Origin of the sequence: Pseudomonas sp. PGPR40 (assembly GCF_022014505.1) — a bacterium.
GTDB lineage: Bacteria > Pseudomonadota > Gammaproteobacteria > Pseudomonadales > Pseudomonadaceae > Aquipseudomonas.
In genome coordinates this window covers 346,829-372,806 of the sequence record NZ_JAKLSP010000002.1, presented here as the reverse complement: position 1 = coordinate 372,806, position 25,978 = coordinate 346,829, and the positions used below count along the sequence as shown (strand labels likewise).

General features: G+C 58.8%; 21 protein-coding genes and 2 pseudogenes. 18 read left to right on the top strand and 5 right to left on the bottom strand.

The genetic code is table 11. From position 1 onward, the window contains the following. Positions 1-463: 463 nt before the first annotated feature. The 3 genes from MEB48_RS03635 (at position 464) to MEB48_RS03625 (ending at position 3,610) form a co-directional block, all read left to right on the top strand. A complete protein-coding gene (locus tag MEB48_RS03635; protein WP_237881926.1) occupies positions 464-2,575 on the top strand; it encodes a 3-hydroxyacyl-CoA dehydrogenase NAD-binding domain-containing protein in 2,112 nt (703 codons plus the stop codon). 112 nt (positions 2,576-2,687) lie between these two features. Next, on the top strand, positions 2,688-2,828 hold the full coding sequence (locus MEB48_RS03630; RefSeq protein ID WP_237881924.1) for a hypothetical protein: 141 nt from the start codon (positions 2,688-2,690) through the stop codon (positions 2,826-2,828). Next, positions 2,828-3,610 (top strand): SDR family NAD(P)-dependent oxidoreductase, encoded by a 783-nt coding sequence (locus tag MEB48_RS03625; RefSeq protein ID WP_237881922.1) that lies wholly within the window; start codon positions 2,828-2,830, stop codon positions 3,608-3,610. Before MEB48_RS03630 ends, MEB48_RS03625 begins: the two co-directional genes overlap by 1 nt. Positions 3,611-3,801: 191 nt before the next feature. Here MEB48_RS03625 and MEB48_RS03620 read toward each other — a convergent pair whose 3' ends face one another. Both MEB48_RS03620 and MEB48_RS03615 read right to left on the bottom strand, forming a co-directional pair. Beyond that, a complete protein-coding gene (locus MEB48_RS03620) occupies positions 3,802-4,383 on the bottom strand; it encodes a TetR/AcrR family transcriptional regulator (RefSeq protein WP_237882026.1) in 582 nt (193 codons plus the stop codon). A 2-nt stretch (positions 4,384-4,385) separates the two neighbouring features. Further along, a complete protein-coding gene (locus tag MEB48_RS03615; protein ID WP_237881920.1) occupies positions 4,386-4,697 on the bottom strand; it encodes a hypothetical protein in 312 nt (103 codons plus the stop codon). A 133-nt stretch (positions 4,698-4,830) separates the two neighbouring features. Between MEB48_RS03615 and MEB48_RS03610 the strand changes: the two genes are divergently transcribed. The 15 genes and pseudogenes from MEB48_RS03610 to MEB48_RS03540 all read left to right on the top strand — a co-directional run bounded on the left by MEB48_RS03610 (position 4,831) and on the right by MEB48_RS03540 (position 22,560). Then, positions 4,831-6,255 (top strand): DUF1329 domain-containing protein, encoded by a 1,425-nt coding sequence (locus MEB48_RS03610; protein ID WP_237881918.1) that lies wholly within the window; start codon positions 4,831-4,833, stop codon positions 6,253-6,255. 22 nt (positions 6,256-6,277) lie between these two features. Further along, a complete protein-coding gene (locus MEB48_RS03605; protein WP_330932689.1) occupies positions 6,278-7,924 on the top strand; it encodes a DUF1302 domain-containing protein in 1,647 nt (548 codons plus the stop codon). Positions 7,925-7,950: 26 nt separating this feature from the next. Continuing rightward, a complete protein-coding gene (locus MEB48_RS03600; RefSeq protein WP_269137380.1) occupies positions 7,951-10,347 on the top strand; it encodes an efflux RND transporter permease subunit in 2,397 nt (798 codons plus the stop codon). Between the two features lie 10 nt (positions 10,348-10,357). Continuing rightward, the gene (locus MEB48_RS03595; RefSeq protein WP_237881913.1) at positions 10,358-11,323 is read left to right on the top strand and encodes a WD40/YVTN/BNR-like repeat-containing protein; all 966 of its coding nucleotides are present in this window, start codon (positions 10,358-10,360) and stop codon (positions 11,321-11,323) included. A 166-nt stretch (positions 11,324-11,489) separates the two neighbouring features. Continuing rightward, positions 11,490-12,212, top strand: a pseudogene (locus tag MEB48_RS29215) (PAS domain-containing protein); the annotation flags it as partial. Positions 12,213-12,242: 30 nt separating this feature from the next. Further along, positions 12,243-12,455, top strand: a pseudogene (locus MEB48_RS29320) (methyl-accepting chemotaxis protein); the annotation flags it as partial. A 315-nt stretch (positions 12,456-12,770) separates the two neighbouring features. Beyond that, positions 12,771-12,929 carry a hypothetical protein gene (locus MEB48_RS03580; RefSeq protein ID WP_237881911.1) on the top strand — a complete coding sequence of 53 codons (159 nt, stop codon included), beginning with the start codon at positions 12,771-12,773 and terminating at the stop codon, positions 12,927-12,929. Further along, complete coding sequence (locus tag MEB48_RS03575) at positions 12,929-14,212, top strand: acyl-CoA dehydrogenase family protein (protein ID WP_237881908.1); 1,284 nt, start codon at positions 12,929-12,931, stop codon at positions 14,210-14,212. Before MEB48_RS03580 ends, MEB48_RS03575 begins: the two co-directional genes overlap by 1 nt. A 54-nt stretch (positions 14,213-14,266) precedes the next feature. Continuing rightward, positions 14,267-15,400: a saccharopine dehydrogenase family protein gene (locus tag MEB48_RS03570; protein WP_237881906.1), complete on the top strand. Its 1,134-nt coding sequence runs from the start codon at positions 14,267-14,269 to the stop codon at positions 15,398-15,400. A gap of 10 nt (positions 15,401-15,410) precedes the next feature. Further along, positions 15,411-16,970 (top strand): AMP-binding protein, encoded by a 1,560-nt coding sequence (locus MEB48_RS03565; RefSeq protein ID WP_237881904.1) that lies wholly within the window; start codon positions 15,411-15,413, stop codon positions 16,968-16,970. 17 nt (positions 16,971-16,987) lie between these two features. Then, a complete protein-coding gene (locus MEB48_RS03560; protein WP_237881902.1) occupies positions 16,988-18,226 on the top strand; it encodes a thiolase family protein in 1,239 nt (412 codons plus the stop codon). 11 nt (positions 18,227-18,237) lie between these two features. Further along, positions 18,238-19,602, top strand: coding sequence for an NAD(P)/FAD-dependent oxidoreductase (locus tag MEB48_RS03555; protein WP_237881900.1), 1,365 nt, complete (start codon positions 18,238-18,240; stop codon positions 19,600-19,602). 115 nt (positions 19,603-19,717) lie between these two features. Next, positions 19,718-21,196, top strand: a complete 1,479-nt coding sequence (locus MEB48_RS03550; protein ID WP_237881898.1) for a flavin monoamine oxidase family protein — start codon at positions 19,718-19,720, stop codon at positions 21,194-21,196. 9 nt (positions 21,197-21,205) lie between these two features. Beyond that, a complete protein-coding gene (locus MEB48_RS03545; protein ID WP_237881897.1) occupies positions 21,206-21,862 on the top strand; it encodes a c-type cytochrome in 657 nt (218 codons plus the stop codon). A 35-nt stretch (positions 21,863-21,897) separates the two neighbouring features. Continuing rightward, entirely contained in the window at positions 21,898-22,560 is a 663-nt protein-coding gene (locus MEB48_RS03540; protein ID WP_237881895.1) for a hypothetical protein, read from the top strand. A 146-nt stretch (positions 22,561-22,706) separates the two neighbouring features. Here MEB48_RS03540 and MEB48_RS03535 read toward each other — a convergent pair whose 3' ends face one another. The 3 genes from MEB48_RS03535 to MEB48_RS03525 all read right to left on the bottom strand — a co-directional run bounded on the left by MEB48_RS03535 (position 22,707) and on the right by MEB48_RS03525 (position 25,865). Continuing rightward, positions 22,707-23,384, bottom strand: coding sequence for a c-type cytochrome (locus tag MEB48_RS03535; protein WP_237881893.1), 678 nt, complete (start codon positions 23,382-23,384; stop codon positions 22,707-22,709). Continuing rightward, positions 23,384-24,871 carry a flavin monoamine oxidase family protein gene (locus MEB48_RS03530; RefSeq protein ID WP_237881891.1) on the bottom strand — a complete coding sequence of 496 codons (1,488 nt, stop codon included), beginning with the start codon at positions 24,869-24,871 and terminating at the stop codon, positions 23,384-23,386. Before MEB48_RS03530 ends, MEB48_RS03535 begins: the two co-directional genes overlap by 1 nt. A 313-nt stretch (positions 24,872-25,184) precedes the next feature. After that, the gene (locus tag MEB48_RS03525; protein ID WP_237881889.1) at positions 25,185-25,865 is read right to left on the bottom strand and encodes a TetR/AcrR family transcriptional regulator; all 681 of its coding nucleotides are present in this window, start codon (positions 25,863-25,865) and stop codon (positions 25,185-25,187) included. Positions 25,866-25,978: the final 113 nt, after the last annotated feature.

Sequence of the window (25,978 nt, the reverse complement as noted above, 5' to 3'; positions counted from 1 at the left end):
AACGAACAGGTTGCCGAACGATCCTACACCAAGGTTTGGAACCATGGGCAGCCTGTGACGATGGGTTCACCGGTGGAACCCAAGGGCAAGCCTGGTGATGTTGACCGTCATGATTTGCCTATTTTGTGGCGCGATCTGCAAAGCGCTCACCCCTTCCGGAGACCAGAATCCAAGCCATCAATAACAAAAAACACTGCGTTCGGCTCAAGGCTGAATGACGGAGGTTCTCGATGCGCCGATTCCTGCTCACCTGCCTGACTGTAACCATAACCGCGATGCTGGTTTCGGCTGCTATCTACACCTTTGGATCAGTAGTTTCGAGTCGCGCCCCCAACGCCCCCCCAAACTATCCAATCACCAGCATCGACGAAGTCTTCAGGCATTTTTGACGAACCGCGGCCAATGAGTGCATTCCCGCGTGTTCGGCGTAAACCAGTCGTGTAGCAACATAAGGATCCCCCAAATGAGCGACCTCATCCTCTATCGTCTCGAAGGCGGTCTAGCCCTGATAAGCCTTGCCCGTCCACCGGTCAATGCACTCGGCCAGCCTCTGCGCGCCGCTATCATAGAAGCTTGCGAGCGCGCAGCCGCTGACGATAGGGTGGAAGCAATTATCCTCTATGGCGAGCACGGTATGTTTAGTGCTGGCGCCGATATCACGGAATTCGGCACCGAGGCCTCCTTCGCCGAGCCGGACCTGCCCAGCACGCTGGTTCGCTTGACCCAGATCCACAAACCGCTGGTTGCCGCCATTGGCAAGCTGGCCCTCGGTGGTGGTATGGAGTTGGCTCTGGCCTGTGGGTACCGGATTGGTGAGCCGGGCACCCGAGTGGGCTTATCAGAAATAAACCTGGGACTATTGCCCGGCGCGGGCGGGACTCAGCGCCTGCCAAGGCTTATCGGCGCTGAATCGGCGCTGAATCTGATTCTTTCAGGTCAACAGATAGACGCCGAACGCGCTCGCAGGCTGGGCATCCTCGACCGCATCGCTACCGCTGCTGAGCAACTGCTGGTTGAGGCGCGCGCTTATGCCAACGAGCTGATCGACTACGGCGCCCCGGCGCGCCCGGCAGAGGCTTGGCCGAACCCGGCCGAGGACCTACCGGATGATTTCCTCGCCCGCTACCGCACCGAGCATGAACCGCGCTGGAAAAGCCGTTTGGCCCCGCGTCTGGTGCTCTCTGCGCTGGAAGCGGCCTGCCTGCTGCCGCTGGAGGAGGGCCTTGCCCGAGAACTGGCGTTGTTCAAGCAGGCCGAAGCTTCCCGCCAGTCGAAGGCGCTGCGCCATGTGTTTTTCGCTGAGCGCGAGGCCGGACGCATTCCAGGTATCGGGGCGGACATCGAGCTGCGCAAGGTCGATAAGGTTGCGGTGATCGGAGCCGGCACCATGGGCGGTGGCATCGCCATGAACTTCGCCAATGCCGGTATCCCTGTCGCCCTGCTTGAGCTCAAGGGGGAGGCGCTGGACAACGGCCTGATGCAGATCCGCAAAAACTACGAGATCAGCGTTAAGCGCGGAAAGATGACCGCCGAACAATTAGAGCAGCGCATGGACCTGCTATTCGGCACCCTTGACTACAATGATTTGGCCGATGCCGACCTGGTGATCGAAGCGGTGTTCGAGCAGATAGAAATCAAGCAGCAGGTATTCCGCACTCTTGAAAAGGTGTGTAAGCCAGGTGCCATCCTCGCCACCAACACCTCGTCACTCGATGTCGACGCCATTGCGGCCACTGTCTCCCGTCCGCAGGACGTGATCGGTCTGCACTTCTTCAGTCCAGCCAATGTCATGCGCCTGCTGGAGGTAGTACGCGGCAAGGCCACCGCGCCGGATGTACTGGCAACCACCATGAAGATCGCCAAGCATATCGGCAAGCTCCCGGTGCTCTCCGGCGTTTGCTTTGGGTTCATCGGCAACCGCATGCTCGAGCCTTATTCCCGTGAAGCCCATCGCTTGGTGTTGGAGGGGGCGACACCAGCGCAGGTAGACGGTGTGCTCACCGGCCTGGACCTGAACATGGGCATATTCAGCATGCTGGACCTTGCCGGTATCGATGTGAGTTTCCTGATACGCGATTCGAATCGGGCCGCCATTGCCCATGACGAAAGCTACTGCCGCCTTGGAGAGGAACTCTATGCCCTAGGGCGATACGGCCAGAAAACCGGGCGGGGCTTCTACCTTTATGAGGGTCGCAACTGTAAGGAGGACGACGAGGTGGTGGTGCTTGCAGAGCGCCTTGCCGATGAGTTGGAAGTCTCCCGACGTTCCATCGACGATCAGGAAATCCATGACCGTTGCATGTTCATGCTGATCAATGAAGGCATCCAGTTGCTGGACGAAGGCATCGCTCTGCGCGCCAGCGACATCGATCTGGTCTGGATCAACGGCTACGGATTTCCGGCTCATCTCGGCGGCCCGATGCATTATGCCGAGCAGTTGGGACTGGACAAGGTGCTGGCCGGTATTGAGTACTACCGTCACGTTCTCGGTGAGTACGGTGAGATGTGGTTCCAGCCGGCACCGTTGCTGGAGCGCCTGGTCGCTGGTGGCAATACTCGCATCGAAATCATCTGAAATTCCCTCTCGCTCCGGGAGCAGGGCGAGTCATGAGGGCGACCACGCATCTCCCTTATCCTGGCCCTCTCTCAGAGGGAGAGGGAACCCAATATGCATACAAGGCACCACCATGAAAGAACCCGTGATTCACTCCACTACCCGCACACTGATTACCAAGGCCGCTTGTGGCGCGGTCAATGGTGTCATGTCGCAGCGTTGGGCCAGCCAGTTGACCCTGTGCGTCATCTGCATCGCAGTCGAGGTGTATTGATGGATTGCGACTTCGCCCAGCGCTTTTCCTTGGCCGGCCGAACGGTGCTGATCACTGGCGCCTCCAGCGGCATCGGCGCGCACTTGTCGCGGATCGCCGCTCGCGCTGGCGCCCGCGTCGTGCTCGCTGCGCGGCGCGTCGAGCGGCTCGAACAGGTTGCCAAGGACATCGAGTGGGAGAATGGCCAGGTGCTGTTGGTCTCTCTCGACGTCACCGACCGGGCCAGCGTCGAGGCGGCCTTTGACACCGCCGAGGCGCACTTCGGGGTAATCGACGTAGTGCTCAACAATGCCGGTATCGGCAATGGCCAACGCCCACTGGAAATCGGTGAGGAAGATTGGCGTGCAATGCTGGCGACCAACCTCGACGGTGTCTGGCGCGTTGCTCAGGTCGCAGCGCAGCGGCTGGTTAAAGCAGGATGTAGCGGCAGCATCGTCAATATTGCCTCGATACTTGGTCTACGTGTCGGCACCGGCTATAGCCATTACTGCGCCGCCAAAGCAGGCGTGGTGCAACTGACCAAGTCGCTGGCGCTGGAGCTCGCGCGCTACAAGATTCGCGTCAACGCCATAGCCCCGGGCTACTTCAAGACGGAAATGAATGAAGCTTTTTTCGAAAGTGACAAGGGCATCAACTACGTACGTGAGCTGATTCCCATGCGCCGATTAGGCGAACTCCACGAGCTGGAAGGGCCGTTTCTACTACTCGCCAGTGATGCCGGTGCGTTCATGACCGGTAGCGTTCTGGCTGTGGATGGAGGTCAATTGGTCAGTAGCTTGTAAGCAAGTTCGATGACAAGGCTTGTGCTCAATCAGAGTCGCCAGCTGCAACCATGATCTGGTGGAGCACTGACTTGCCATCACCGGCACTTCCAACAGCTAAATCCGCCACAGCTCAACAAATCACTCAGGCCCCGGCGATCACCCACCGGGGTACAGGTTGATGAGCGTCGGGTAGATACGGATCGAAATGTTCAGCGGCTGGCCACTAATAGCGCTACAGCTTCGCAGGCCGTTTCAGTTTCTGCCTCCAGCCGTGCCAAGTCTCCATGAGCGGACCAGGCGATGATCAGACCATCCACAAGATGAACCAGCAGTCGACTTGTGGCCTTCAAAAAGGTCTTGTCGAATTGCGCACCGATAGCTTTTTCCATGGCCTGTTCCGTTGCTTCTATTGCTACCGCGTAGATCCTGGTCGCCATCTCGGGGTTGTTGCGCATGGCCCAGAAGAAAAGCTCGGTTTGTGCCTTGGCTATGTCGGGGTTGGTGGAGAACCACGTGACTAATTGACGAAGCATTTCCGCTGTCGTTTCGGCTGCGGTAGTCCCCGTAGGCACGTTCGTCAGGGCCTGGTGTGGCAAGTTGAAAAGAGACTCATAGACCGCATAGAGGAGGTCGTCTTTTGTATGAAACACGTAGTGCAGCGACGCGAGAGGGCAGCCTGCGGCAGCGGCGATACGTCGAGTCGTTGCATTAGCAACCCCATGTTCAGCAATGACTTTGACAGTGGCTTCCACGAAGTCCTGTCTACGTAATTCAGCGCCCACTCTGGCCATAGTCAAGCAATCTCCATTGTTACTGCTGTAGCGCCTGCCTGGGCTTCGGCGTCAACGCCGGCGGATGCTACAGCATGACTGGTCTGCGAGTCATGAGCCGATGTGGGTCGGCTCATGGTTTTTTTTTTGCCAATGGCGTACATGAACAGCGCATTCCAAATGTGGTGATAATACGTAACGACTGTTTCGTAAATTCCCAGATTGGTGCGGCCTACTGACACAGGCTGGTGCGTACCTGAGTGAGTAGCTGTTGCCTGGCAGATTGATTTAACTTCTAACATATTGATAAATAAGCTAATTAATTCTATTCCCATGATCTGGCATGTGACTTGCTTTGTGGTCAATTGACTTGGTCAAGTGATCAAGTCGCTTGATTAGTGTGGCACAGCCCGAGTTTTCCCTCCAGGAAGGTCGCGCCGCCGGTTACAGCCCCATGAGGATCTTCCAATGAATGAAGTTATTGCGCGTCCATGCGCCGGCATCTCCACCAGAAGTGGAGTCAGGCATCTGATGGTGGCATTGGCAGCATTGGCTGCTATTGGCACGGTTCAAGCTGCGCAGAAGGATCCTGCGCTGCTCGGTACGAATCTAACGCCGCTGGGAGGGGAGGTTGCGGCAAGTGCCGATGGTGTGATTCCGGCCTGGACACCTCCCGGCCCGCAGGGCGGTAGTTGGAGTTATGGCCAGGTGCGTGGCCAATCCTGGAAATTCAAGAACGACAAGCCGCTCTTCAGCATCGACTCCGGTAATGTCTCGCAGTATGCGAAAAAGCTTTCACCCGGTCAGGTGGAACTGTTCAAGAAAGTCCCGGGCTATCGCATGGATGTGTATCCAACCCGTCGTAGCTGCGGTGCGCCTGACTTCGTTGCCGATAACACCCGTAAGAACGTCGGTTTCGCCTCTCTGGATGCCGATGGAGTTGTCCTCAAGGACGCTCATGTACCCGGCATTCCGTTCCCATTGCCTACCACCGGAGCCGAGGTGATGTGGAACATGAAAATGCGCTACCGCGGTGTCGGTTTTGATATGTCGAAAAACGCTTCCGGCATATCGCCTCGGCGTGGGAGTGACGACTGGTTGCGTACCTCTACGGACTGGTTCTTCTACACGCCTTGGGGAGAGAAGGGCAGCGCACTATTCTCGTCCTTCGATCGTACCGAGTTGGCTACCTACTTCACCTATTTAGAGCCAGCTGCGCTAGCTGGGCAGTCAGGAATGCAAACACTCAAGGCTGGCGAGCAGGCGACCACCTTCATTTACTTCCCCGGCCAACGTCGGGTGCGTCGCATGCCGGCCTACTCCTACGACGCACCGCAAATCGGCTTGGACAACCAGTACACCGTCGATGAGTCAAACATGTTCTACGGCCCCATGGACCGCTTTGACTGGAAACTGGTGGGCAAGCAGGAATTGCTAGTGCCCTATAACTCGTTCGGTGCTTACAACACCGACGCCAAAATCGAAGATGTCGCCAAGCGGGACTACATCGCACCTGAAGCACGGCGCTATGAACTACATCGCGTCTGGGTCGTTGAGGCCACAGTTCGAGAAGGTATGCGCCACCAGGCACCGAAGCGGCTCTTTTACATCGATGAGGACAGCTGGAACGCGCTCTTGGCCGTGGATTACGACAAGCAAGGTCAAGTGTGGAAGGTCCGTGAGGGGTACTCCATTCCGGTTTATGAGACCGGCACCTGCGACACTGAAGCACAAGCCCAGTACAACTTGGTAGATGGCCGCTATTTGTACGACATGACGTCTGTTGGTGTAGGCAAAAAAGACCATCGCTGGCTGATCGAAAGCGCCGCGAACCCGCGCCTGAAACGTGACTTCTATACCTCCGATAACCTGCGCGCCACCAGCGAACGCTAATCGCGGTACCCCGGGAGCTGTCATGAAAAGAATAATTACGAAAGCCTCAGGCCTTGTCATTGTGTGTGCGACCCCCCTGGCCATGGGGTTTACTTTTGAAACCGAAAATATCCGTGGTTCATTCGACTCTACCATCGCCATGGGCATGGGCCTGCGCACCGAGTCGCCATCCTGCAATCTGATCAACACCGGTGCCACCGGACACAACCCGCCTAGTGGCTGCCTGGCACAAACCTCAGGCATTGGTGACCAGGGCAACATGAATTATGACAAGGGCGACCTGTTCACCAACTACGTCAAAGGCTCCCATGAGTTGCTGCTGAAGTTACCAGAGGACTTCACCTTCATGGCGCGTGGGAGCTGGATTCGTGACTTCGCCGCCACCGATACCACCGGTGCCCTGTCTTTCAACGCGCCCCCGGGTGTTGGCAGCGACGGGCTTACCAATGACGCTCGTGACGACCTCGAATTCAAGGCTCGCCTGCTCGACCTGTGGGTGAGCAAGAGCTTCGATGTCGGCGACCAGCGCGTCCGAGCTCGCTTGGGCAACCAAGTGATCAACTGGGGCGAGAGTCTGTTCGTGGTGGGTGGCATCAACAACACCAACGCTTACGACTACCAGGCCCTTGCGCGTCCTGGTGTCCAGCTCAAGGAAGCCGTACTGCCGGCCCCGATGCTCAGCCTCGCTTCGGGTCTGGGATCGGGCCTGAACATTGAGGCCTACTATCAGTTTGGCTGGAACAAGAGCGAACTGCCGCCGGTGGGCAGTTACTGGTCGACTACTCACGGGCTCGGCGAGGGCATGAAGACTTATGGGTTCGACGATAAGGACGCTCGCGATAGTGGCCAGTGGGGCATCTCGCTGCGCTGGCAACCGGATAACACCGATCTCAATCTCGGCCTTTATGTGATGCGCTATCACGAAAAATTGCCATCGCTGACGGTGCAAGTACTCGATCCTCAGACCTTTGCCCTTGCGCAAAAGTGGGTATATCCGGAAGACCGTATGCTCTATGGCATCAGCGCCAACATGCCAATTGGTGACTGGGCTGTCGGTACGGAGTTGTCCTACCGTCCCAAGGATGCGGTGCCACTCAACCCTGTTATCGATCTTTGTGCGAACAATGGCGGTAAATGCTGGAAGGACGAGAAAAAATTCCAATGGCACCTGACCGGCCTATACAGCCTGACACCCTCCAACTCGCCCTCACTGCTCGATTTCACTGGCGCCAGTACGGGCACCCTGCTGTCTGAGTTGGTGGTCGTGAAGTATCCGGGCCTGCATGATGATTACAACGGTGAGCTGATCTCCGCCGGTTTGAACACCTGGCAGCTGGATCCAGCGACGCCGCCGACGGCCAAGGGCGACAAAACCTCATCGGGCATCAATCTCGATCTCAGTCTTACTTACGACAATACTTTACTTGCGGGTTGGCAGGTCACGCCAGGGATCTTCTATTCGCGGTCGCTGGGAGGACGAACACCTAATGCGTCTGCAACCTTTACCGAGGGCGCAAGCAGCATGAACCTGTACCTGAACTTCGTGCGTAACCCCGCGAGTTGGCAGGTCTCTTTCAATTACGCGAAATTCATGGGGGGCGATACCCCCTACGATCAAATGTTGGGTGATCGCGACTATGTCGGTTTCGTGGTTTCGCGCACTCTGTGAGGCATGTTGTGAACAATTCTGTAGAGATGCCCATTAAGGGGAGGCGCGGCGTGCTGCCGCGCATTGAGAAATGGCTGTTTGGACATCGCCGGCTAGTGCTGGCAAGTCTAGGCATCCTCACTTTGATCATGGCCTGGTTTGCCGTGCAACTGCGTATGGATGCCGGCTTTGAAAAGCAGCTGCCCATAGGTCATGAATACGTAGAAACTTTCAAGGCGTATCGCAATGACCTGCTGGGGGCAAATCGCCTGACTATTGTGGTCAAGCCCCGTGAAGGTAAGATCTGGAGTAAGGCTGGTCTCAAGCGGCTGTATGACGTAACTCAGGCGGTGATTTTTCTGCCCAGTGTTTCGCGCAGCAGCGTGCGTTCGTTGTGGACGCCCAACGCTTTCGTCAACGAGATAACCGAAGAGGGCTTCCGTGCTGATCCGCTGGTACCCGGTACGGTAACCCCCGAACGCCTCGATGATGAAACCATCGCCAGGATCGCCGATTCGACGGCTCAGGGGGGCTTCATCGGCACGTTGGTCTCGCGGGATCAGAACAGCGCGATGATAACAGTCGAGCTCAACGAGTTCGATGCCACTGGCACGCGGTTGGACTACGTGGCCTACAACCAGGTCCTGGAAAAACAAATTCGTCAGCAGTTCGAGGACGGCGATTTCGAAATTCAGATCATCGGCTTTGCGAAGCAAATCGGTGATATCGCCGACGGAGCGTCTGCAGTATTGGAGTTTTGCCTGCTGGCATTGCTGCTGACGGCCGCTGCGGTCTACTGGTACTGCCACTCCGTACGTTTCACTCTGCTGGCACTGGGGTGTTCATTGGCTTCATTGGTCTGGCAGTTCGGCAGTCTACGCCTGCTTGGCTATGGCCTTGATCCACTTGCGGTGTTGGTGCCCTTTCTGGTGTTCGCCATCGGCGTGTCCCATGGGGTGCAGCAAATCAATTTCATCGTGCGGGAAATCGCCCTTGGCAAAAGTGTCGAGGAGGCGGCGCGTTCCAGCTTCAGCGGTTTGCTGATCCCCGGCACGTTGGCACTGGTGACAGCTTTTGTTTCCTTTGTGACGCTGGTGTTGATCCCGATCCCGATGGTGCGCGAGTTAGCCATCACCGCCTCGCTCGGTGTGTCTTACAAAATCATCACCAACCTGGTGATGCTGCCATTGGTGGCGTCGATGTTGCGAGTCGACGGTGACTATGCGGCGGCCGAGGAAATCTCCCGTCAGCGACGTGCTCGTTGGTTGCATGGACTGGCCAGGCTTGCCGAATGGCGTAATGGGAAATGGGTGCTTTGCGTTGCTCTGCTAGTCTTCCTCGCGGCAGTCTGGCAAAGCCATGACCGAGTCGTTGGTTCCCTGCAGGCAGGCGCGCCGGAGTTGCGTGAGGATTCCCGCTTCAACCGTGATGCAGTGGCCATCGCCAGCAACTACGACATTGGCCTGGATTGGCTAAGTGTCGTCTTCGAGGTCAATCCAGGGAAGTCCGGTGAAGGTGCTTCCGTTGCCTGCGAAAATGTCGCCCTGGGCCAGTACCAGGACCGCTTCGTGTGGGCAATGGAGGGCATACCCGGTGTGCTGTCGGTTGCCGCTTTCTCCTCCAGCATGCGCCAGTTCAACGAGGGCTATAACGAAGGCAATCCGAAAATGAACGCGGTCCCTATCGATTCGGCGAACTATTCCTCGTTGGCTACCGAAGTTGCCCGTATTCCGGGGATCATGCGCTCCGATTGCAGCATGGCCGCCGTAAACCTATATCTGGCAGACCACAAGGCTACGACTATCAACAAGGTGATCGAAGCCGCCAAGACCTTTCGTACCGAATTCCCGATGCCTGGTGTGACTGTGCGACTGGCCTCGGGCAATGCAGGGGTGATCGCAGCTATCAACGAGGAGGTTGAAAAGAGCGAGACACCAATGATGTTGTATGTCTATGCCGCAATCGCGTTGCTGGTGTTTGTTGTCTACCGGGATCTGCGCGCTGTGTTGGTATGCTGCCTTCCTCTGACTATTGGCACCTTTATTGGCTACTGGTTCATGAAGGAACTGCAGATCGGCCTGACCATTGCGACGCTGCCGGTGATGGTCTTGGCAGTTGGCATCGGTGTTGATTATGCCTTCTACATCTATAACCGCATGCAACTGCATCAGGCCCATGGCCAGCCGATCGCCAAGGCTGTCGAGCACGCCTTGCTCGAAGTCGGTGTGGCAACCATCTTCACCGCGATTACCCTGGCAATCGGCGTCGCCACCTGGGCGTTCTCCGACCTCAAGTTCCAGGCCGATATGGGCAAGCTGCTCGCGTTCATGTTCATGGTCAACATGGTCATGGCCATGACCGTGTTGCCGGCTTTCGCAGTCTGCCTCGAGCGGGTGTTCCCGCGTAAACGCGCTGTGCGCATGGTTGGCGCACTGGCGCACTGAGGAGAGCAATATGCAATATATGAATTCATTCATGGGGACTCTGCTCGTTGTAGTGCTATCGCTCATCACACTTCAGGCATCTGCATTGGAGGTTGTGCCGGCAGTCCTTTCGAGCAACGCCACGCAGGCCACCTTGCTGGGTGCTGCATGGGCAAAGGGACGGGTGGTCGCCGTTGGCGATCATGGCATAGTGTTGCTGTCCGATGACCTAGGGAAAAGCTTCCATCAGGCAAGCTCGGTACCGTTGTCTACGCCACTGACCGGTGTTGCATTCGTCGATTCCAGGCAAGGATGGGCGGTCGGTCACTGGGGAGCGATTCTGGCCAGCAACGATGGCGGCGATTCCTGGAAGATTCAACGACTGTCCAGCAATGAGGATCGGCCATTGTTCGCTGTGCATTTCTTCAATGCCCAACAGGGTGTCGCCGTAGGCCTTTGGTCATTGGTGTTGACGACCGACGACGGCGGAAAAACCTGGAATGAGCAGTCGCTGAAAGCTCCACCGGGATATAGCCGTGCCGACCTCAACTTGATGGGGCTTTTTGCCGATGCTCGCGGCAGCGTCTATGCCACTGGCGAACGTGGCCAAGTGTTGCGTTCTGATGACTATGGGAAAAGCTGGCGATATCTGGATACAGGTTATGAGGGCACGCTATGGTCGGGAGCGGTGTTGGCCGATGGCTCCCTGCTGGTAGGTGGCCAGCGCGGCACGCTGCTGCATGGTTTCGCAGACGGACAGGTTTGGCAACGTGTGCCTCTGGAGAGCAAAAGCTCGATCACGGCCATCGCCGTGTCTGGTAAGCAGGTAGTCGCGGTGGGTCTTGATGGGCTGATGGTGCGCAGCAGCGATGGAGGAGGGAGTTTCCAGGAGCAGAAGACGCCCGATGGCGTTTCGCTGACGGCTGCGCTACTCAACGACAACGATTATCCCGTTCTGTTTTCTCGACGCGGTGTGGTAGCGGTACAACCCAGGTAATGGCAACTATCGAGGCATCGCGAGTCCGGCGAGTTGTTGACTCTGTGCTGTGACCCTATAGCTGATTTTGATTCCTCCCTTTGAGGGGCCTCGTCGTGATCCGGCGTCCGGCCCCTTTTTTTTAGATCAGCCCAATCATGAATTCGACTGTTTTTAAGGAGGGCCCATGTTTTCGGGAAGAAAGTTGAAGCGGCTGGCTGAAGAAGTCAGCTCTCGAATATCGTCGCTGTTGAGTGGTCAGCCCGCCCCCGATTTCCAAGGCGGTTTGATCAGCAAATATCCATGGTTGGCTGACAGCTTCGATGGGCTGGAGCGGCGGCTCAACCATCAGGAGCATAACAGTGCTGGTCAGAGACCAGATGACTCTGAAAGTGCCCTGGTCAATGATTTGAAAAATTCTCTGCAAGCCGCTCGGGATGAAATGCACCAGCTTCAATGTGAGATCAAGAAGAGCAACCTGAAGCTGTCTGATCTGAATGAGCAGTTGGTTTCATGCAGGGAAAAGGAACAGGTCTGGGAAGTGACCAAGAATGCGCTCACAGAGGTTTGCTGGGAGCTGTCTATTGTTGACGGAAATCCGGATCACCCTGAAAACCAGCTTCACTGGTCGAAGCAGTTCCGCGAACTCGTGGGCTATTCGGAACAGGATTTCAAGGATGACTGGGAGGGGTATTTTTCAATCGTCCATCCGGATGATCTGAAGCATGTCATGAAGGTGGTGACGGAATACCTCAATACCGCAGACCCTTCCTCAGGCTATACGGTCGAGTACCGAATGAGGCACAAATTCAAAGGCGATATCTGGTACCGCGAAAGGGGCCAGGGCGTGATGGATCGCAGTGGCAGGCTCCGCCGCATCATCGGGGCCGTACGTGATATCTCGGACGAAAAGCTTGCCCAAATGATACGCGCGCGGGAGTTGGCTGGCATGCAGGCGACTTACGAACAGATTTCGCAGATCGTGAATGTGATCAAGAGCATCACTGACCAGATCAACATGCTCGCCCTCAATGCAGCAATCGAAGCGGCACGAGCCGGTGATGCGGGGCGCGGATTTTCCGTAGTGGCAGATGAAGTGAAGAAGCTCGCGGGCAGAACTCGAGAAGCCACTCAGACGATTCAGGAAATGCTCTCTTCAAAGGCGCTTTAGCCAGGGCGTCCTTTCGGGGTACCGCTGTATAGCGGATTTATCTGCGCGCAAGTGTCCGTTGCTCCCCTGCATGTCAGGAACCCGTTCGGTGAGCGGGGCAGCTCGTGTTTTTGGCCCTTTTGTCAGGTGGTGCCTGCGCTGGGCCTTCCTTCTCCCGGTTGAACGACTGGCGAACCATAAGGGCTCGCTTTCAGGGAAAGTCTTGTGCCCGATTATTATTAACATAACGGTCGTTGCGCAAAATAAAACTCCTTGTTAAAGTCGACAAAACAACAAAAGGCCCCCAGGAGGTCGAACATGAAAGATTCCAAGGCTGGTTCCTGTCCGAACGACGGCTTCGCCGTCGCCAGAGGCTTTCTGGGCGAAACGCCAAAGGCCCCATCCACTATCGAACTCAACTGCCTGAGCGGTCGCCAGCCAATGACTTGCGGGCCGGTTCCGGCGAGGGTGCTCTGATGATTACGCTCAAATCCACCATGACGTTGCCGGCTGCCGGATTGTCCGGTTTCGAGCCCCCCCTGAGCGAAGAAGAAGCAGCGATCCAGGCCTCGGTACACCGTTTCTCTAAGGAGGTGCTGCGGCCGCTGGGTCGTGAACTGGACCGGATGAAAGCCGAGGAGGTCATCGCTCCTGGCTCGCCTTATTACTCACTCTTCAGTGAGTACGCCAAGCTGGGATTGGATCCCGCGCTGCTGGCGGAGCTGCCGCCGGAAATGGCGGTGCGGATCGAATCCCTGATCGGTGAAGAGCTTGGCTGGGGTGATGCAGGTCTGGCGGTTTCTCTCGGCTGTGCCGGTTTCCCGCTACAGATGGCGACCGCTGCCGGCAATGCTGAACTGGTGGAGCTTTGTCAGGGCCGAATCGGTTGCTGGATGGCCACCCAGCCGGATCGAGGGAGCGACAATCAACTCTTCGATATAGCGCGCGATTGGCCAGCGGGGCAGCAGGCTAACATCGGCAACCTGACCGCAAAGGTCGTCGGCGACGAGATCATCATCAATGGACAGAGCTCAGCCTGGGTGTCCAATGGCGCAGTAGCGCAGGTCGCCTTTGGCCTGATGTGCGCCGACTACGGCGACGGCTTTTTCGATAGCAACGGACTGCCCCATGGCATCGCCGTGGTCATCCCTCTGGACCTCAAGGGGGTTTCCAAGGGCAAGCCGCTGGACAAGATCGGGCAGCGTTCCTTGCCTCAGGGTGAGATCTATTTTGACAGTGTGCGGGTACCTCGACGCTTTGCCATCGCCGAGCGGGATGCCTACTACGGCGCCGTCAGCTCTTCTTGGTCCTATGCCGGTACTCACATGAGCCAAGTCTTCACTGGCGTCGCTCGGGCAGCCTTCGAGTATGCGCTGCAATACTGCCATGAGCGTCGCCAGGGCGGTCGGATGTTGATTGACCATCAGATGACGCGCCTGCGTCTGGGCGAAATGTTGCGCCGCGTAGAGACCGCCCGCGCCGTGGCTCGTCGTTCGCTGAGCTTTGCTCGTCTGTCGCCGCAAACCCACCCTTACGCCACTGCCTCCGCCAAGGTCACGGTGACTGAAGAAGCGTTGGCCGTTGTCGAGGAAGCCTTCCGCTTGTTCGGGGGTAACGGGACCACGCGCGAATACCCGATCGAAAAGCTGTTGCGAGACACACAGGCCGCTTTGATCGAGGACGGTGAAAACCGTGTCCTGACCATGCGCCTGGGGTTGCTGGCCCAGCAGCTCTACGCCGAAGGCTGGGCCCAAGGCTGAGCCGACAAAACCCACACTGTAAAAATCATCCAATAAGAAAGCGAGGAACACGAGATGGCCAAATATCCTGTCGTTGTCTATGGCGCCAGTGGTTACACCGGCATGCTGACCATGGACTGGCTGATCGACCAGAACATTCCTTTCACTGCTGTGGCGCGCAACGCCGGTCGTGCCCAGGAAATGATGGCGCAACGCGTCGTCGGCCTGGAGTCGGCCAAATATGAAATCATCGAGTGCCCGCACGAGGTCGAAGCGCTTGTAAAGGTGTTCAAGGGCGCGCGCGTGGTCTGCAACACCGTCGGCCCGTTCGTCAATTTCGGCAAGGTGGCGGTCGAGGCCGCGCTCAAGGCCGGCTGTCACTACCTGGACCCTGCCGGTGAGCAGGAGCACATTCGTGCACTGCGTGATGATTTCGGCGAGTTGTTCCGCCAGGCCGGCCTGCTGCTGTCGCCGTCGCTCGCCTACATGTACACCTTCGCCGAGATCGCTGCCGAGCTGGCCCTGGAAACCCCTGGTGTGGACTCTCTGGAAACCGCGACTCTGACCCGTGGGCCGCGTGTCGGTGCCGCCGGTGTGACCGTGGGCTCCACCGCCACCATCTTCGAAGGCTTTCGCCATCAGGGCTCCTATCTGTGGGACAAGGCGCTGGTTCCGTATGCGCCCAACGCCAGCTTCAACATCGTTTGCCCCAATCTGATGGAGTCGGTGTTCTGCCTGCCCTGGGGAGGAACCTCGCTGCCAGTGTATTTCGAGCAGGATGCGCGTGTGCGCAGCTGCATGTCCTGCGTCGGCTTCTACGACAACCCTGTGATGAAGAGCGTCCACGCGCTGGGGCAGAAGTGGGAAGCCGAATACAAGCACCTGCCGAAGGAACAGCAGGATGAGGTGATCCAGAGTCTGGTGGATTCGACCACGCCCAGCATGCCACCTCGTGAGCGCAGCACCCTGCAGCGCACAGTGGACTTCGCGATCGGCCGCGGTCAACTGACGGCAGTCCGTGCGACCGTGCACGGCATCACCCCCTACATCGCCACCGGCGCCCTGCAAGCCGCGGCAGTGACCAAGCTATTGGACAACGACGTCGCCAAGGTGGGTTTCGCCTCGTCTTCCAAGGCATTCGGTCACCGCTACATGCTCGGCTTCCTCGAGCAGCGCGGCCTGGCACGCGCCACCATTACCCAACTGTGAAGTGACAAAGATGGCGATTATTGATTTTTTCGATCGTGGCTGGCGGATCAATCCGCACGGCGCGGCTTACATCCAGGACGGCAAGGTCACGACCTTTACTGAAGCGGGGGAACTGTCCTGCCGCATCGCCAACGCGCTCCTCGCGCAGGGGTTCGGGTCCGGAGTCAAGGGCGCGGTCTGGGCGGCTAACGATGTGACGGCCTGGCTCTGTGCGCTGGGCCTGTGGCGCGCCAATCTGTGCTGGATTCCGGTGGGCGCGCGCAACGCGCCCGAGGAAAACCGTTACGTGCTGGACGCCTTCGACTGCGAGATCCTGTTCTTTCAGCGCGAGTTTACCGAGGTGATTGTTGCCCTGCGGCCGCAGTTGCCCAAGATACGCCGGTGGATCTGCATCGACGGCGAGGTGGAAGGTGCCGAGTCTCTTCAGCACTTCGTCGCGCAGCAGCCGGCAACCGACCCACAGGTGGACGTTGATCCGGAAGACGTAATCTGGGTTGGTCCCACAGGCGGTACGACGGGCTTGCCCAAGGGCGTCATGAACACGCATCGCAGCGTGCAGACCAGCTTTGCGCACTTCATGATCAATACCCCTTATCCGGCCAACGCCAGGCCGGTGAATCTGGCCGCGGCACCGATGACCCACACCGCCGGCATGCTGTCCATGCCCTGCACGGCCAGGGGCGGTACGGTTGTCGTAATCACTAAGCCAGAACCGCAACTGCTGCTCGCGGCGATCCCGCAGTACAAGGTGACTGAGTTCTTCCTGCCGCCGACCGTCATCTATCGGCTGCTGGACATTCCCGATCTGAACAAGAAGGTCGACTTCTCGTCACTACGCTACTTCCTCTACGGTGCGGCGCCGATGTCGGTCGAGAAGCTGCGCCAGGCGATCGAGGTCTTTGGGCCAGTCATGATGGAAGGCTACGGGCAGACCGAAGCACCAGGCGCCATCGCGCATCTGACGCCGGGCGAGCACTTTGTAGATGGACATGTTGCGGGTGATGAGCGGCTGTCCTCCGTCGGCCGACCCAATCCCCTGGTTCGCGTCGAGATCATGAACGACGATAACGTGATTCTGCCGCAGGGAGAAACTGGTGAGATCTGCGTACGCGGCGATCTCATCATGAAGGGCTATTACAAGGACCCGCAGAAGACCGCCGAAACCATCATCGATGGCTGGCTGCATACCGGCGATATCGGTCATCTCGATGCCGATGGCTATCTGCATATCACCGACCGCAAGAAGGACATGATCATTTCGGGTGGCTTCAACGTCTATCCGAGCGAGGTCGAGCAGGTGATCTGGGGGCATCCCGCTGTGCGCGACTGTGCGGTGATCGGTGTGCCGGACGAGACGTGGGGCGAGGCGGTCAAGGCCGTCATCGAGTTGAACGAGGGTCAAACCGTCGACGCGCAAGCGCTGATTGCCCTGTGCAAGGAACAGCTGGGCTCGGTGAAGGCACCCAAGACGGTGGACATAGTGCTGTCCCTACCGCGCAGCCCGGTCGGCAAGGTGCTGAAGAAAGACCTGCGTGCCCGTTATTGGCAAGACGCTAAACGGCAAATCTGAAGTCCAGGAGTCATCTGATGGAACCAATCTATATTGCCGGCATCGCCATGACCGAGTTCGGGCGCCATCCGGACCGCAGCCTCCAGGAGATGGCCCTGGAGGCACTCAATGGTGCGCTGGCGGATGCCCGCGCCCAACGCTCCGATATCGGTGCCGTCTTCTACGCCGGCATCACCAACGGCCACTTGCAGGGGCAGCTGTCGATCCCCGGGCAGGTGGTTTGCAGCAAGATCGGCATTGAAGGGGTGCCGATCTACAACGTCGAAAACGCTTGCGCCTCGGGCAGTACCGCCGTTCATCTGGCGGTGCAGAGCCTGCGCGCTGGCGCCACCGACGTGGCGCTGGCCCTGGGCGCCGAGAAGATGGTCGTACCCGACAAGATGAAAACCCTTGCCCTGTTCGAGGCTGGCTGGGACGTCTCCACCGCCGAGGAGAACTACGCGACGCTAGTGAGGATGGGGGAGGGCATCGTCCTTCCGGCGGGCTCCGAGTCCGATCGACCGTACAGCAAGTTCATGGCCATCTACGCGGCCATGTGCCGTTGGCACATGAAGACCTACGGCACCACCCAGCGCCAGATCGCCGCGGTGTGCGCCAAGAACCACAATCACTCGGTGCACAACCCCTATTCGCAGTTTCGCAAGCCCTTCACCATCGAAGAGGTGCTGGCCGCGCCACCCATCACCTATCCGATCACCTTGCCGATGTGCGCACCGATGACCGACGGCGCTGCAGCCGCGATCATCTGCACCGAGGCGGGCCTGAAACGAATAGGTGCCGACCCCAAACGTTGCGTGCGGATCGCCGCCAGCGTGATTCGCAGTTTCACCCTTCGCGACATGGCCGAACCTGAGAAGCATGTCAGTCACCTGGCCGCGCTTCAGGCCTACGAGATCGCCGGGCTAGGCCCGCAGGACATGCATGTCGCCGAGGTCCATGACGCCTCCGCGATGGGCGAGATCATTCAATCGGAAAATCTTGGCCTGGCGCCCCTGGGGCAAGGCGGGATCTGTGCCGAGCGCGGTGATTTTACCGTGGGCGGTCGGATACCGATCAATCCCTCTGGCGGCCTGGAATCCAAAGGCCACCCGCTCGGCGCAACGGGCATTGGCCAGTTGTTCGAGCTGACCACCCAACTGCGGGGCGAGGCCGGGGCTCGCCAGGTCCAGGGCGCACGCCATGCGATCCAGGAAAACGGAGGGGGACTCATCGGCATCGAGGAAGGCGCTGTGGCTGTCCATATTCTGACTCGCTAGGAGAACCCGCCATGTCTACCCACCATCGCAACGAAAACCTCATAACCCTCACCGATCCGGGGCAGTTTCGACGCTTCGGTGGGTGGATGGATAAGCCGGACGATCTGCAACCAGAACTACAGGACGATGTCAGCGCCGACGTGATAGTGGTCGGTGCCGGCTTCGCTGGCCTGTCCACCGCATTAGAGCTGACGGCTCGCGGGGCCAAAGTCATCGTCCTCGAGCAAGAATTTGCCGGCTTTGGCGCAAGTGGGCGCAATGCGGGCTACCTTGCCGGCAGCATGGGGCTTGAGTTTGAATTGTTCGTCAGTCGAGTGGGGCGCGAGCAGGCGAAGCAGATCGTCCGTTTCTACGATGCAGGCGTCCCCTATGTGGAAAAGCGGTTGATCGAGCTGGGCATCGACTGCGACTACAACCCTTCCGGGCTCATCCGCGCCGCCGTTCATCCCTCGCAGGAAAAGCGACTGCGCAAGAGCATGGAAGTTGGGCTTGATCTGGGTTCGGTCACGCGCTTCGTGGATCAGGCCGAGATGCGTGCACGCGGGATTCCGCCAGCCTTCCTGTTCGGTTGCACACAGCACGGCGGCACACTGGATCCGGGCAAATACGTACTGGGACTGCGCCGTGCAGCGATTCAGGCGGGCGTGAAGCTGTACGAGCAAACACCGCTGCTGTCCTATAGCGAGGGGCGAACCATCACCTGCAAGACCTCGCACGGTAGCGCGAGTGCGCCAATCATGGTGCTGGCCACCAATGCCTTTACACCACAACTGGGCCTGCTGCGCAATAAGGTCGCGCCGTTCCGTGTTTCTGCGATCGAAACCCGGCCGCTGTCCGCGACGCAGTTGTCATCGCTCGGCTGGCGAGGGCGCGAAGGCATTGTGACGCCGCATATAACCATGGAGAGTCACCGCCTGACTGCACGTAACACGCTGGTGCTGACCACCAAGCAGCTCAGTTACGTCTATGGCTCGAAGACACCCAACGTGCCGGACGACAGCGCCTATCGCGCATTGGCGCTGGCGCTGCACGAGCGCTTTCCGACCTTGCGCAGCCTTGGCATCCAATCCTGCTGGAGCGGTTACGTCAGCATGGCGTACGACGCTCTGCCGGTGGTGGGCGCAACCGGGGCACAGCAAAACATCCTCTACACGGCTGGGTGTGCGGGGCACGGTGTTGCTACCCAATCGCTCATGGGGCTGCTACTCGCCGAGCGAATCAGTGGTGTCGAGAATCCGCTATTGGAGGCGTTGCACCACAAGACGCCTTCAATGCTTCCCGAACCCCTGCAGTGGTGCGCCATGAATGTTGGCCTTGTGGCGGCCAAAGCTCTTGATGAGTGGACGAACCGGAAGGCCCTACAGCGGCGTAGCTGATCATCGTTGTTCTGATGTTTCCCATGCTACTGATCATGTTCGCTTCGCCAATTGTTGCGGAGCGAAATATCTGTTGGTCAGTGATCTCAATTAACCGCTGTGTGAGGCATTAGCCATGGCCAAGAGGCCTACCTCCGATACCGGACTCGATTCAAAACGTAGACAATTTCTGAAACTCGCCGGTGCCTCCGTGGCCGTAGGAGGTTTCGGCCTGAAAGTGGGGCTGGCGCATGCCGGTGCAGCCACTGGCGAGGCGGGCGATGTTCTGGATGTCGCCATCATAGGCGCGGGCCTGGCTGGATTGACTGCCGCCCGGGACCTGCAGCTGGCCGGCAGCCAGTCCTTCGTGGTCCTCGAGGCACGGGACCGCGTGGGAGGTCGAACCCTCAATTTCGACATGGGCAACGGCCATGTTTCCGAGGTCGGTGGCCAGTGGATCGGGCCGGGCCAGACTGCTGTCGAGGATCTCGCGCGGCAGCTGGGGGTGGGAACCTTCCCTAGCTTCTACGAAGGCAGCACGGTCATTCTCGGCGGCGACGGCCGCCTTGAGGTCGATCTCAAGGGAACCTTCGGCACTGATATGACCGTCGCTGGAAAGCTCAGCGAGCTTTCGCGCGATGTGCCTTCGGGGGCGCCTTGGAATTCGCCGAAAGCAGCGGAGCTGGACAAGCTTTCGGTTGGCGATTGGCTGGCCCAGCAAAACATCAAACCCGAGGATCAGCCAGGTTGGGATGCCAGCATGACGCTGAGCGGTGGTGTAACCCCGGCCAAAATGGGGCTCTTGCATTTCCTGTCCATGATCAACTCAGCCAGCTGTGATTACGAAAAGCTCGACTCGATCAAGGACAGCGCCCAGGGTACTCGGTTTGTCGGCGGCTCGCAGATTCTCAGCACCAGAATGGCCGGGCAACTGGGGGACAAGGTGCGCTTGCAGTGCCCGGTCCGCAGGATTGCCGACTGGGATCGCGAGGTCGTCACGCTACACACGGACCAGGGGCTGGTGCGTGCTCGCAAGGTTATCGTGGCCATCCATCCAGCCCTCTGCAACCAGGTGCAGTTCGATCCGCCCCTGCCGCAAGCGCGTGCCGCTCTGCAGCGTGCCTGGCCAGCGCACTCCCCGGCGCGCAAGACGGCCATGGTGTATTCCCGGCCGTTCTGGCGCGACAAAGGCCTGAATGGGCACATCATCATGCTCAACGGTCCCATTATTTGGGCCTGGGATAACTCGCCGGCCAATGGGGAAGTGGGCGTCATCAACGCCTTCATCTCCAATGCCAATCTGCCCTCGGACCCTGCAACGGCGAAGCGCATCCTGACGGAACTCTACGCGCGCGCCTGGGGAGACAAAGCGCTGCAACCCGTGGCCTACCACGATCAGGATTGGGGGCGTGACGATCCTTGGTCGATCACCTGCATTTCGGCCATACCTCCGGGATTCTGGACCACCCATGGCGAGGCGCTGCGGCCGGCCTGCGGCAATCTGATCTGGTCCGGTACCGAGACCGCCGATATCTGGGCCGGCTACATGGATGGCGCCGTGCGCTCGGGCCACCAGAGCGCCCTACAGGCCCTCAACGCCCTGCGTCGGGCATAGGAGGTGAATATGAAGAAGTGGATTTTGCTGGGATTTGTTACGGTCGTTGCCGGCCTGCTGGCTGTTTACGGTCGGGATCTGCTCGATCTCTATCGCCTGCTGACTCACATCAGCACGTCCAGCGAGGCGCGGCAGGCTGATGGTGGGCCGTGGCCACGCCTGACCGATGCGTGTGTCGGTTGTCATGGCGCCCGGGGCAACTCGCTGCATCAGGGCTACCCGAGTCTCGCGGGCCAGCCGGCTCCCTACCTGGCGACTCAGCTGCGCCATTTCGCCAGCGGCGAGCGAGCCAACCCGAACATGGGCCCGCTGGCGTTGAGCCTGAGCGAGGCTGACATTCAACTCCTGTCGGAGTACTTCGCCAAGCGCCCTGCTGCTGAAAACGGGTCGTTCAAGCCTGATCCCGCGCTGCAGGAGAAGGGCAAGAAGCTGGTGGCGAGCGGGGGCTGCGCCGCTTGTCATGGTGAGGGTCTGTTGGGGCATGACCAGTTCCCGCGGTTGGCCGGGCAAGGACATGACTATCTGCTGGCGCAGCTGAATGCCTTTGCGCAGGGTCGCCGGAAGGACTCGTCGGGCGCTATGACGGCCATTGTCGCGACGTTGTCCGCGGATGATCGCAAAGCACTTGCCCATTATCTCGCGGCACTCGCTCCTGTAGCGAAGTGATGTATTGAGTTCAGTATTTGATAGAGGCTATTACTATGGAAATCAGGGATACCTTTGCGTTGCTTGCTTGCGTTCTGTTGGTGCTTTGCGGAGTGACTTACGGGATCAAGTTTCTTAAAAAACAGAATTATCTGCTCGGTTTCGAGTGGCTGATCGTTGCCTTCTCCGGGTCGAATCTTCTGATATACCTCCTCACTGAGTGGAAGATTAACTACAGCATCTCATTCTTTCTCGATGCCTTTTCCCGCGGGTTCGGTATACCGATTGTTGCCACTCTTGGTCTGATGGCGGTCACCCATAATTACAAACCATCGGTTTCCAAGGATGTCGTGATATTCGCGACTTCATTCGCTGCCACCTTCGTGCTCGTCCTGGCTGACTTCGTTCGCGAGCCGCTCCCGTATTTTTATGTGATCATGTGGTCGGGCTACACGATTTATCTCGCGTATTTCACCTGGCAACTGGTTTGTGCCCGAGAGAACCTGCACGCCCTGGCCACGGCGGTGGGTGCTGTGGTCGCCCTGGTCGTGGCTCTCGTCTATGACTTCTTCCCGATCCCGGGTGACGACACCAAAATGGTGTTCATGACCTTTGCCTTGACCACTTGGTCTTACACTATGGTCCAACTGTATTACGCCTATGGCGCGCTGGCGCGCGCGATGGGCGGTTCGTCTCGGTCGCTTGTGCAGGCCCGCTAACCGATTTGCGAGCTGCATGGAGTGAGCCGCCATTTTCTGGCGGCTCATTCTTTGACTCCGGCCTCTCTGTAGATTCGGGGAGTTCTGTCTTTCGAATGGGAATGTAGGGCAGGTGAGCGTCTATGCCCACCTTCACGAACAACGGATTACTTGGCTTCCGGGGTCGAAGCTGGCCTCTGGTTGGCCAGGAAGTGGGCCGTGGCTCTGATCTCCTCCTCCGAGAGTGTGCTGGTCATGGCGTTCATGGCCTGGCTGGGGTCCTTGCGTTGCCCCTGCTTGAAGGCGGTGAGCTGGTCTATCAAATAGCGTTCGCCCTGGCCCGCAATGCGGGGAGCGAGCGGGCTACCCGACAGACCCTCGCCATGGCAGGCGGTGCATCCTCTAGTCGCGATTGTGACTTGTCCGCGTTGTTCGAGTGCTTCATCGCGGCTGGGGGCCTCTGTCCTTTCCGGCTGCTGACGCGCGAAATAGTCCGCCAGGAACTTGATTTGATCTGGAGTCAGGTTAGCCGCGAGCGGGGTCATTTGCGGGCTGAGTCGACGCCCTTCGGCGAAGGCGTGCAACTGGGCTTCGATGTACGGCGCGGGTAGTCCGGCCAGAGAAGCGTACTGGGCGTCCCGGGGCTGGCCATTGGTCCCGTGGCAAAGTGCGCAGGAATCCTGGATCTGTGGCCAGGCGCCGCCATTGGCCTCGTAGTTGGCATAATGCTGGTCGAGGGCGTCCATGAAACGATAGCCCGCCACCATCTCTGGGCCATATATCGCGCTCGATACCGCCAAGACCGCCACTGTTACGACCGCACCCATCGCAAATGCTCGCTTCATCACACGCTCCTCCGGCGTTGAACCAGCGTCTGGAGCGCCTCTAGTGCAGCCCGGTGGCCGGCACGGATAGCACCATCCATCGAACTGGCCCAGAGATCGGCAGTTTCAGTGCCGGACCAGATCAGGCGGCCGACTGACGGTTTCAGGTACTGACCCCATTTGGTCAGAAAACCGGGTGGTATCGATGCGACGCAGGTGAGGGTCCAGGGATCGACCTTGCCCCAGTCGTGGTCGTGGAACTGGATGGGGTGCAGCGCTTCGTCGCCCATTGCTTGCGCATAAATGGCCGATAGGGTGCCTTGTGCGCGCTTGGCGTCGTGGGGCAATTGGCCGCTTCTGACGAAGGCGCTGAGGACACCGACGCTGCCATCCGGGGGCGAGTTGTCATAGGACAGGATCAGCGGTCCGTCGGCTTGCGTGATCTGGCCGTTCAGGCCCTTGTCCCGCCAGAACGGACGCTCGTAGACATGCACGGTTTTGCGCATGGGGGCATGGGACGGCCAGAGGTGCTGTAACTGCGCGCGTCCGCTGGGGAGGGGCGGATCAAAGCTGATCTGATTGCACAAGGCCGGGTGCAGCGCAGCAATGACCTGCCGAGCGCGAAAGACGCCCTGGTCGGTATGCAGTTCGACCACATCTCGGTCCCAGCCGACGATCTTGCGCACCGGGCAGGACAATTTGACCTTGTCACCCAGTGCCTCTGTCATCTTGATACTGAGGATCTGTGAGCCACCGACGAAGCGAGTTTCCTGGGCACCACCCTTGAACCCCTCGAGTTTTTCCATGCGGCAATCGGCGGAATTGATGAGGGACAGGTAGTGCAACAGCGCCAGGACTGAGGGAGGGGTACCAGTTGTCAGGCCTATGGAGGTATCGAAGCTGAGCTTGCTCTCATTGCTGACTCCCTGCTGCGCCAGCCACTCGCCGACCGACAGTTTGTCCAGGGCGGCCGCATCCGTCGCGGTCCATGGCTCCTTGCTAGGTACTCCCCGCGCCAGTTCATTCAGCTTCTCGACTATCGAGGCATTGGGGTTCTGGCCTTTGGTCAGGTCCTGCTCGAATTTGGCGTCTCCCACCAGGTAGACGTTATTGCCCTGGTACCAGGTTGGGAAGGTGTCGATCTCGAGTTCACGGGCCAGGTCGAAGATGGCCGTCTGGCCGGGGCCGATCCACTCGCCACCGGCTTCTGACACAACGCCTTTACCTAGGTCGTGGTTGTAGGTGCGCCCACCCACACGGTCCCGGGCCTCAAGTACGACGAAAGACTCGCAGCCAGCGCGGCGCAGGTCCCGCGCCGAAGTCAGGCCGGCCAATCCTGCCCCGATGATGGCTACGTCAAGGACGTCTTCCTGGCCGGCATGTAGCACCTGAGCCGTGGCCCGCCCGCTCAGTGCGATCCCGCCGACTAGGGTGGCGCTTCCAATCGCCTGCAGCAGCAAGCGTCGCTGGCGCGCTGGCAGCGACAATTCATCGTTATCTGAATCCATCTTCGCCTCATATCTATTGTGTATTTTTACATAACAGTTGTTATGTAAAAATACAGCACATTTGAAACCGTGCAAAGCAGAATAGAAGGGCGTTTGGTGTTGAGAAGGGTGGAGGACGACACAGATCTCGGCTCCGGTGGGGTGGGCCGCGGCATGATGAGGGAAGGTGTGCTGCTGGATAGGGCGGTCAGAACAAGGCAGCCGGTGCCATTTAATGGCCATTGTAAGAAAGCGCGGTATGCAGACCCGACCTAATGATCCTGGAGACGCGCGCGGCCCGTGAAAGCAATCTCAGCTGCGCGCGTCAACTGCTTTACTTGGCGACTGCCTTTCTCTTGGAAGATGGTTTTTGCGGTTGGGGTGGAGTGATCAAGGTCATGAGGGCATCGAGAAGGGATTGACCTCGGCTCGAACCGAACCGTTCAGGTTCGATCGGCAACATCATCATCCATCCATCGCTGATCGCGCTGAGCTGATCGGCGAGCAAATCAGCGGGGATATCGTCGCGGATAATGCCTTGGCTTTGCCCTCTCTGCAGGACCGATGTAAACACCTGGCGGAACCGGGCATATCGTTGCTTGATGACGCCGGCGAAAGCCGGTTCGTGCCTTGCGTAGCCAAGCAATTGGAGCCATGCGAGCCATGCGTCCGGCTCGTCGGTGTTCGTCCAATCGAGCCATTGTTCGATGAGAGCCTTGATATCGATTCGCTCCTGATTGTTCTCCAGCAAAGTATCGATCTGGTCGAATAGGCTTTGTGCGACAGCGGTGATCATCTCCTCCTTGTTTGCGAAGTAGTAGGTCACCGCTCCCGTCGTGCAACCGGCGTGCTGCGCCACTTTGCGCATCGAAGCTCCGGCATAGCCCTGGCGTGCGATCACCGCGATCGCCGCCGCCAGCAACTCGGCCCGTTTCGCCTTGTGGTCGCCTACGGGCCGACCCCGGCGGGAGACTGGTTCGGATTCGCTATCACTCGCTTGAGAGCTGTTGTTCATGGGAGGCTGGGGTCGTGAATCAGGCATAGGAAATGGGTAATTTTCGCTGGCTCAATTGATCGGAGTAACAGTTGCAGTGAAAAAGCTGCAACTTGCTATTTGCGGCTCAGCAT

Excerpts from the sequence above, each read along its gene's own strand:
- MEB48_RS03575 (WP_237881908.1), top strand. The coding sequence starts at position 12,929 with ATGATTACGCTCAAATCCACCATGACGTTGCCGGCTGCCGGATTGTCC.
- MEB48_RS03635 (WP_237881926.1), top strand. The coding sequence starts at position 464 with ATGAGCGACCTCATCCTCTATCGTCTCGAAGGCGGTCTAGCCCTGATA.
- MEB48_RS03570 (WP_237881906.1), top strand. The coding sequence starts at position 14,267 with ATGGCCAAATATCCTGTCGTTGTCTATGGCGCCAGTGGTTACACCGGC.
- MEB48_RS03550 (WP_237881898.1), top strand. The coding sequence starts at position 19,718 with ATGGCCAAGAGGCCTACCTCCGATACCGGACTCGATTCAAAACGTAGA.
- MEB48_RS03580 (WP_237881911.1), top strand. The coding sequence starts at position 12,771 with ATGAAAGATTCCAAGGCTGGTTCCTGTCCGAACGACGGCTTCGCCGTC.
- MEB48_RS03560 (WP_237881902.1), top strand. The coding sequence starts at position 16,988 with ATGGAACCAATCTATATTGCCGGCATCGCCATGACCGAGTTCGGGCGC.
- MEB48_RS03600 (WP_269137380.1), top strand. The coding sequence starts at position 7,951 with ATGCCCATTAAGGGGAGGCGCGGCGTGCTGCCGCGCATTGAGAAATGG.
- MEB48_RS03610 (WP_237881918.1), top strand. The coding sequence starts at position 4,831 with ATGAATGAAGTTATTGCGCGTCCATGCGCCGGCATCTCCACCAGAAGT.
- MEB48_RS03555 (WP_237881900.1), top strand. The coding sequence starts at position 18,238 with ATGTCTACCCACCATCGCAACGAAAACCTCATAACCCTCACCGATCCG.
- MEB48_RS03535 (WP_237881893.1), bottom strand. The coding sequence starts at position 23,384 with ATGAAGCGAGCATTTGCGATGGGTGCGGTCGTAACAGTGGCGGTCTTG.
- MEB48_RS03625 (WP_237881922.1), top strand. The coding sequence starts at position 2,828 with ATGGATTGCGACTTCGCCCAGCGCTTTTCCTTGGCCGGCCGAACGGTG.
- MEB48_RS03565 (WP_237881904.1), top strand. The coding sequence starts at position 15,411 with ATGGCGATTATTGATTTTTTCGATCGTGGCTGGCGGATCAATCCGCAC.
- MEB48_RS03620 (WP_237882026.1), bottom strand. The coding sequence starts at position 4,383 with ATGGCCAGAGTGGGCGCTGAATTACGTAGACAGGACTTCGTGGAAGCC.
- MEB48_RS03605 (WP_330932689.1), top strand. The coding sequence starts at position 6,278 with ATGAAAAGAATAATTACGAAAGCCTCAGGCCTTGTCATTGTGTGTGCG.
- MEB48_RS03530 (WP_237881891.1), bottom strand. The coding sequence starts at position 24,871 with ATGGATTCAGATAACGATGAATTGTCGCTGCCAGCGCGCCAGCGACGC.
- MEB48_RS03545 (WP_237881897.1), top strand. The coding sequence starts at position 21,206 with ATGAAGAAGTGGATTTTGCTGGGATTTGTTACGGTCGTTGCCGGCCTG.
- MEB48_RS03525 (WP_237881889.1), bottom strand. The coding sequence starts at position 25,865 with ATGAACAACAGCTCTCAAGCGAGTGATAGCGAATCCGAACCAGTCTCC.
- MEB48_RS03615 (WP_237881920.1), bottom strand. The coding sequence starts at position 4,697 with ATGGGAATAGAATTAATTAGCTTATTTATCAATATGTTAGAAGTTAAA.
- MEB48_RS03595 (WP_237881913.1), top strand. The coding sequence starts at position 10,358 with ATGCAATATATGAATTCATTCATGGGGACTCTGCTCGTTGTAGTGCTA.
- MEB48_RS03540 (WP_237881895.1), top strand. The coding sequence starts at position 21,898 with ATGGAAATCAGGGATACCTTTGCGTTGCTTGCTTGCGTTCTGTTGGTG.
- MEB48_RS03630 (WP_237881924.1), top strand. The coding sequence starts at position 2,688 with ATGAAAGAACCCGTGATTCACTCCACTACCCGCACACTGATTACCAAG.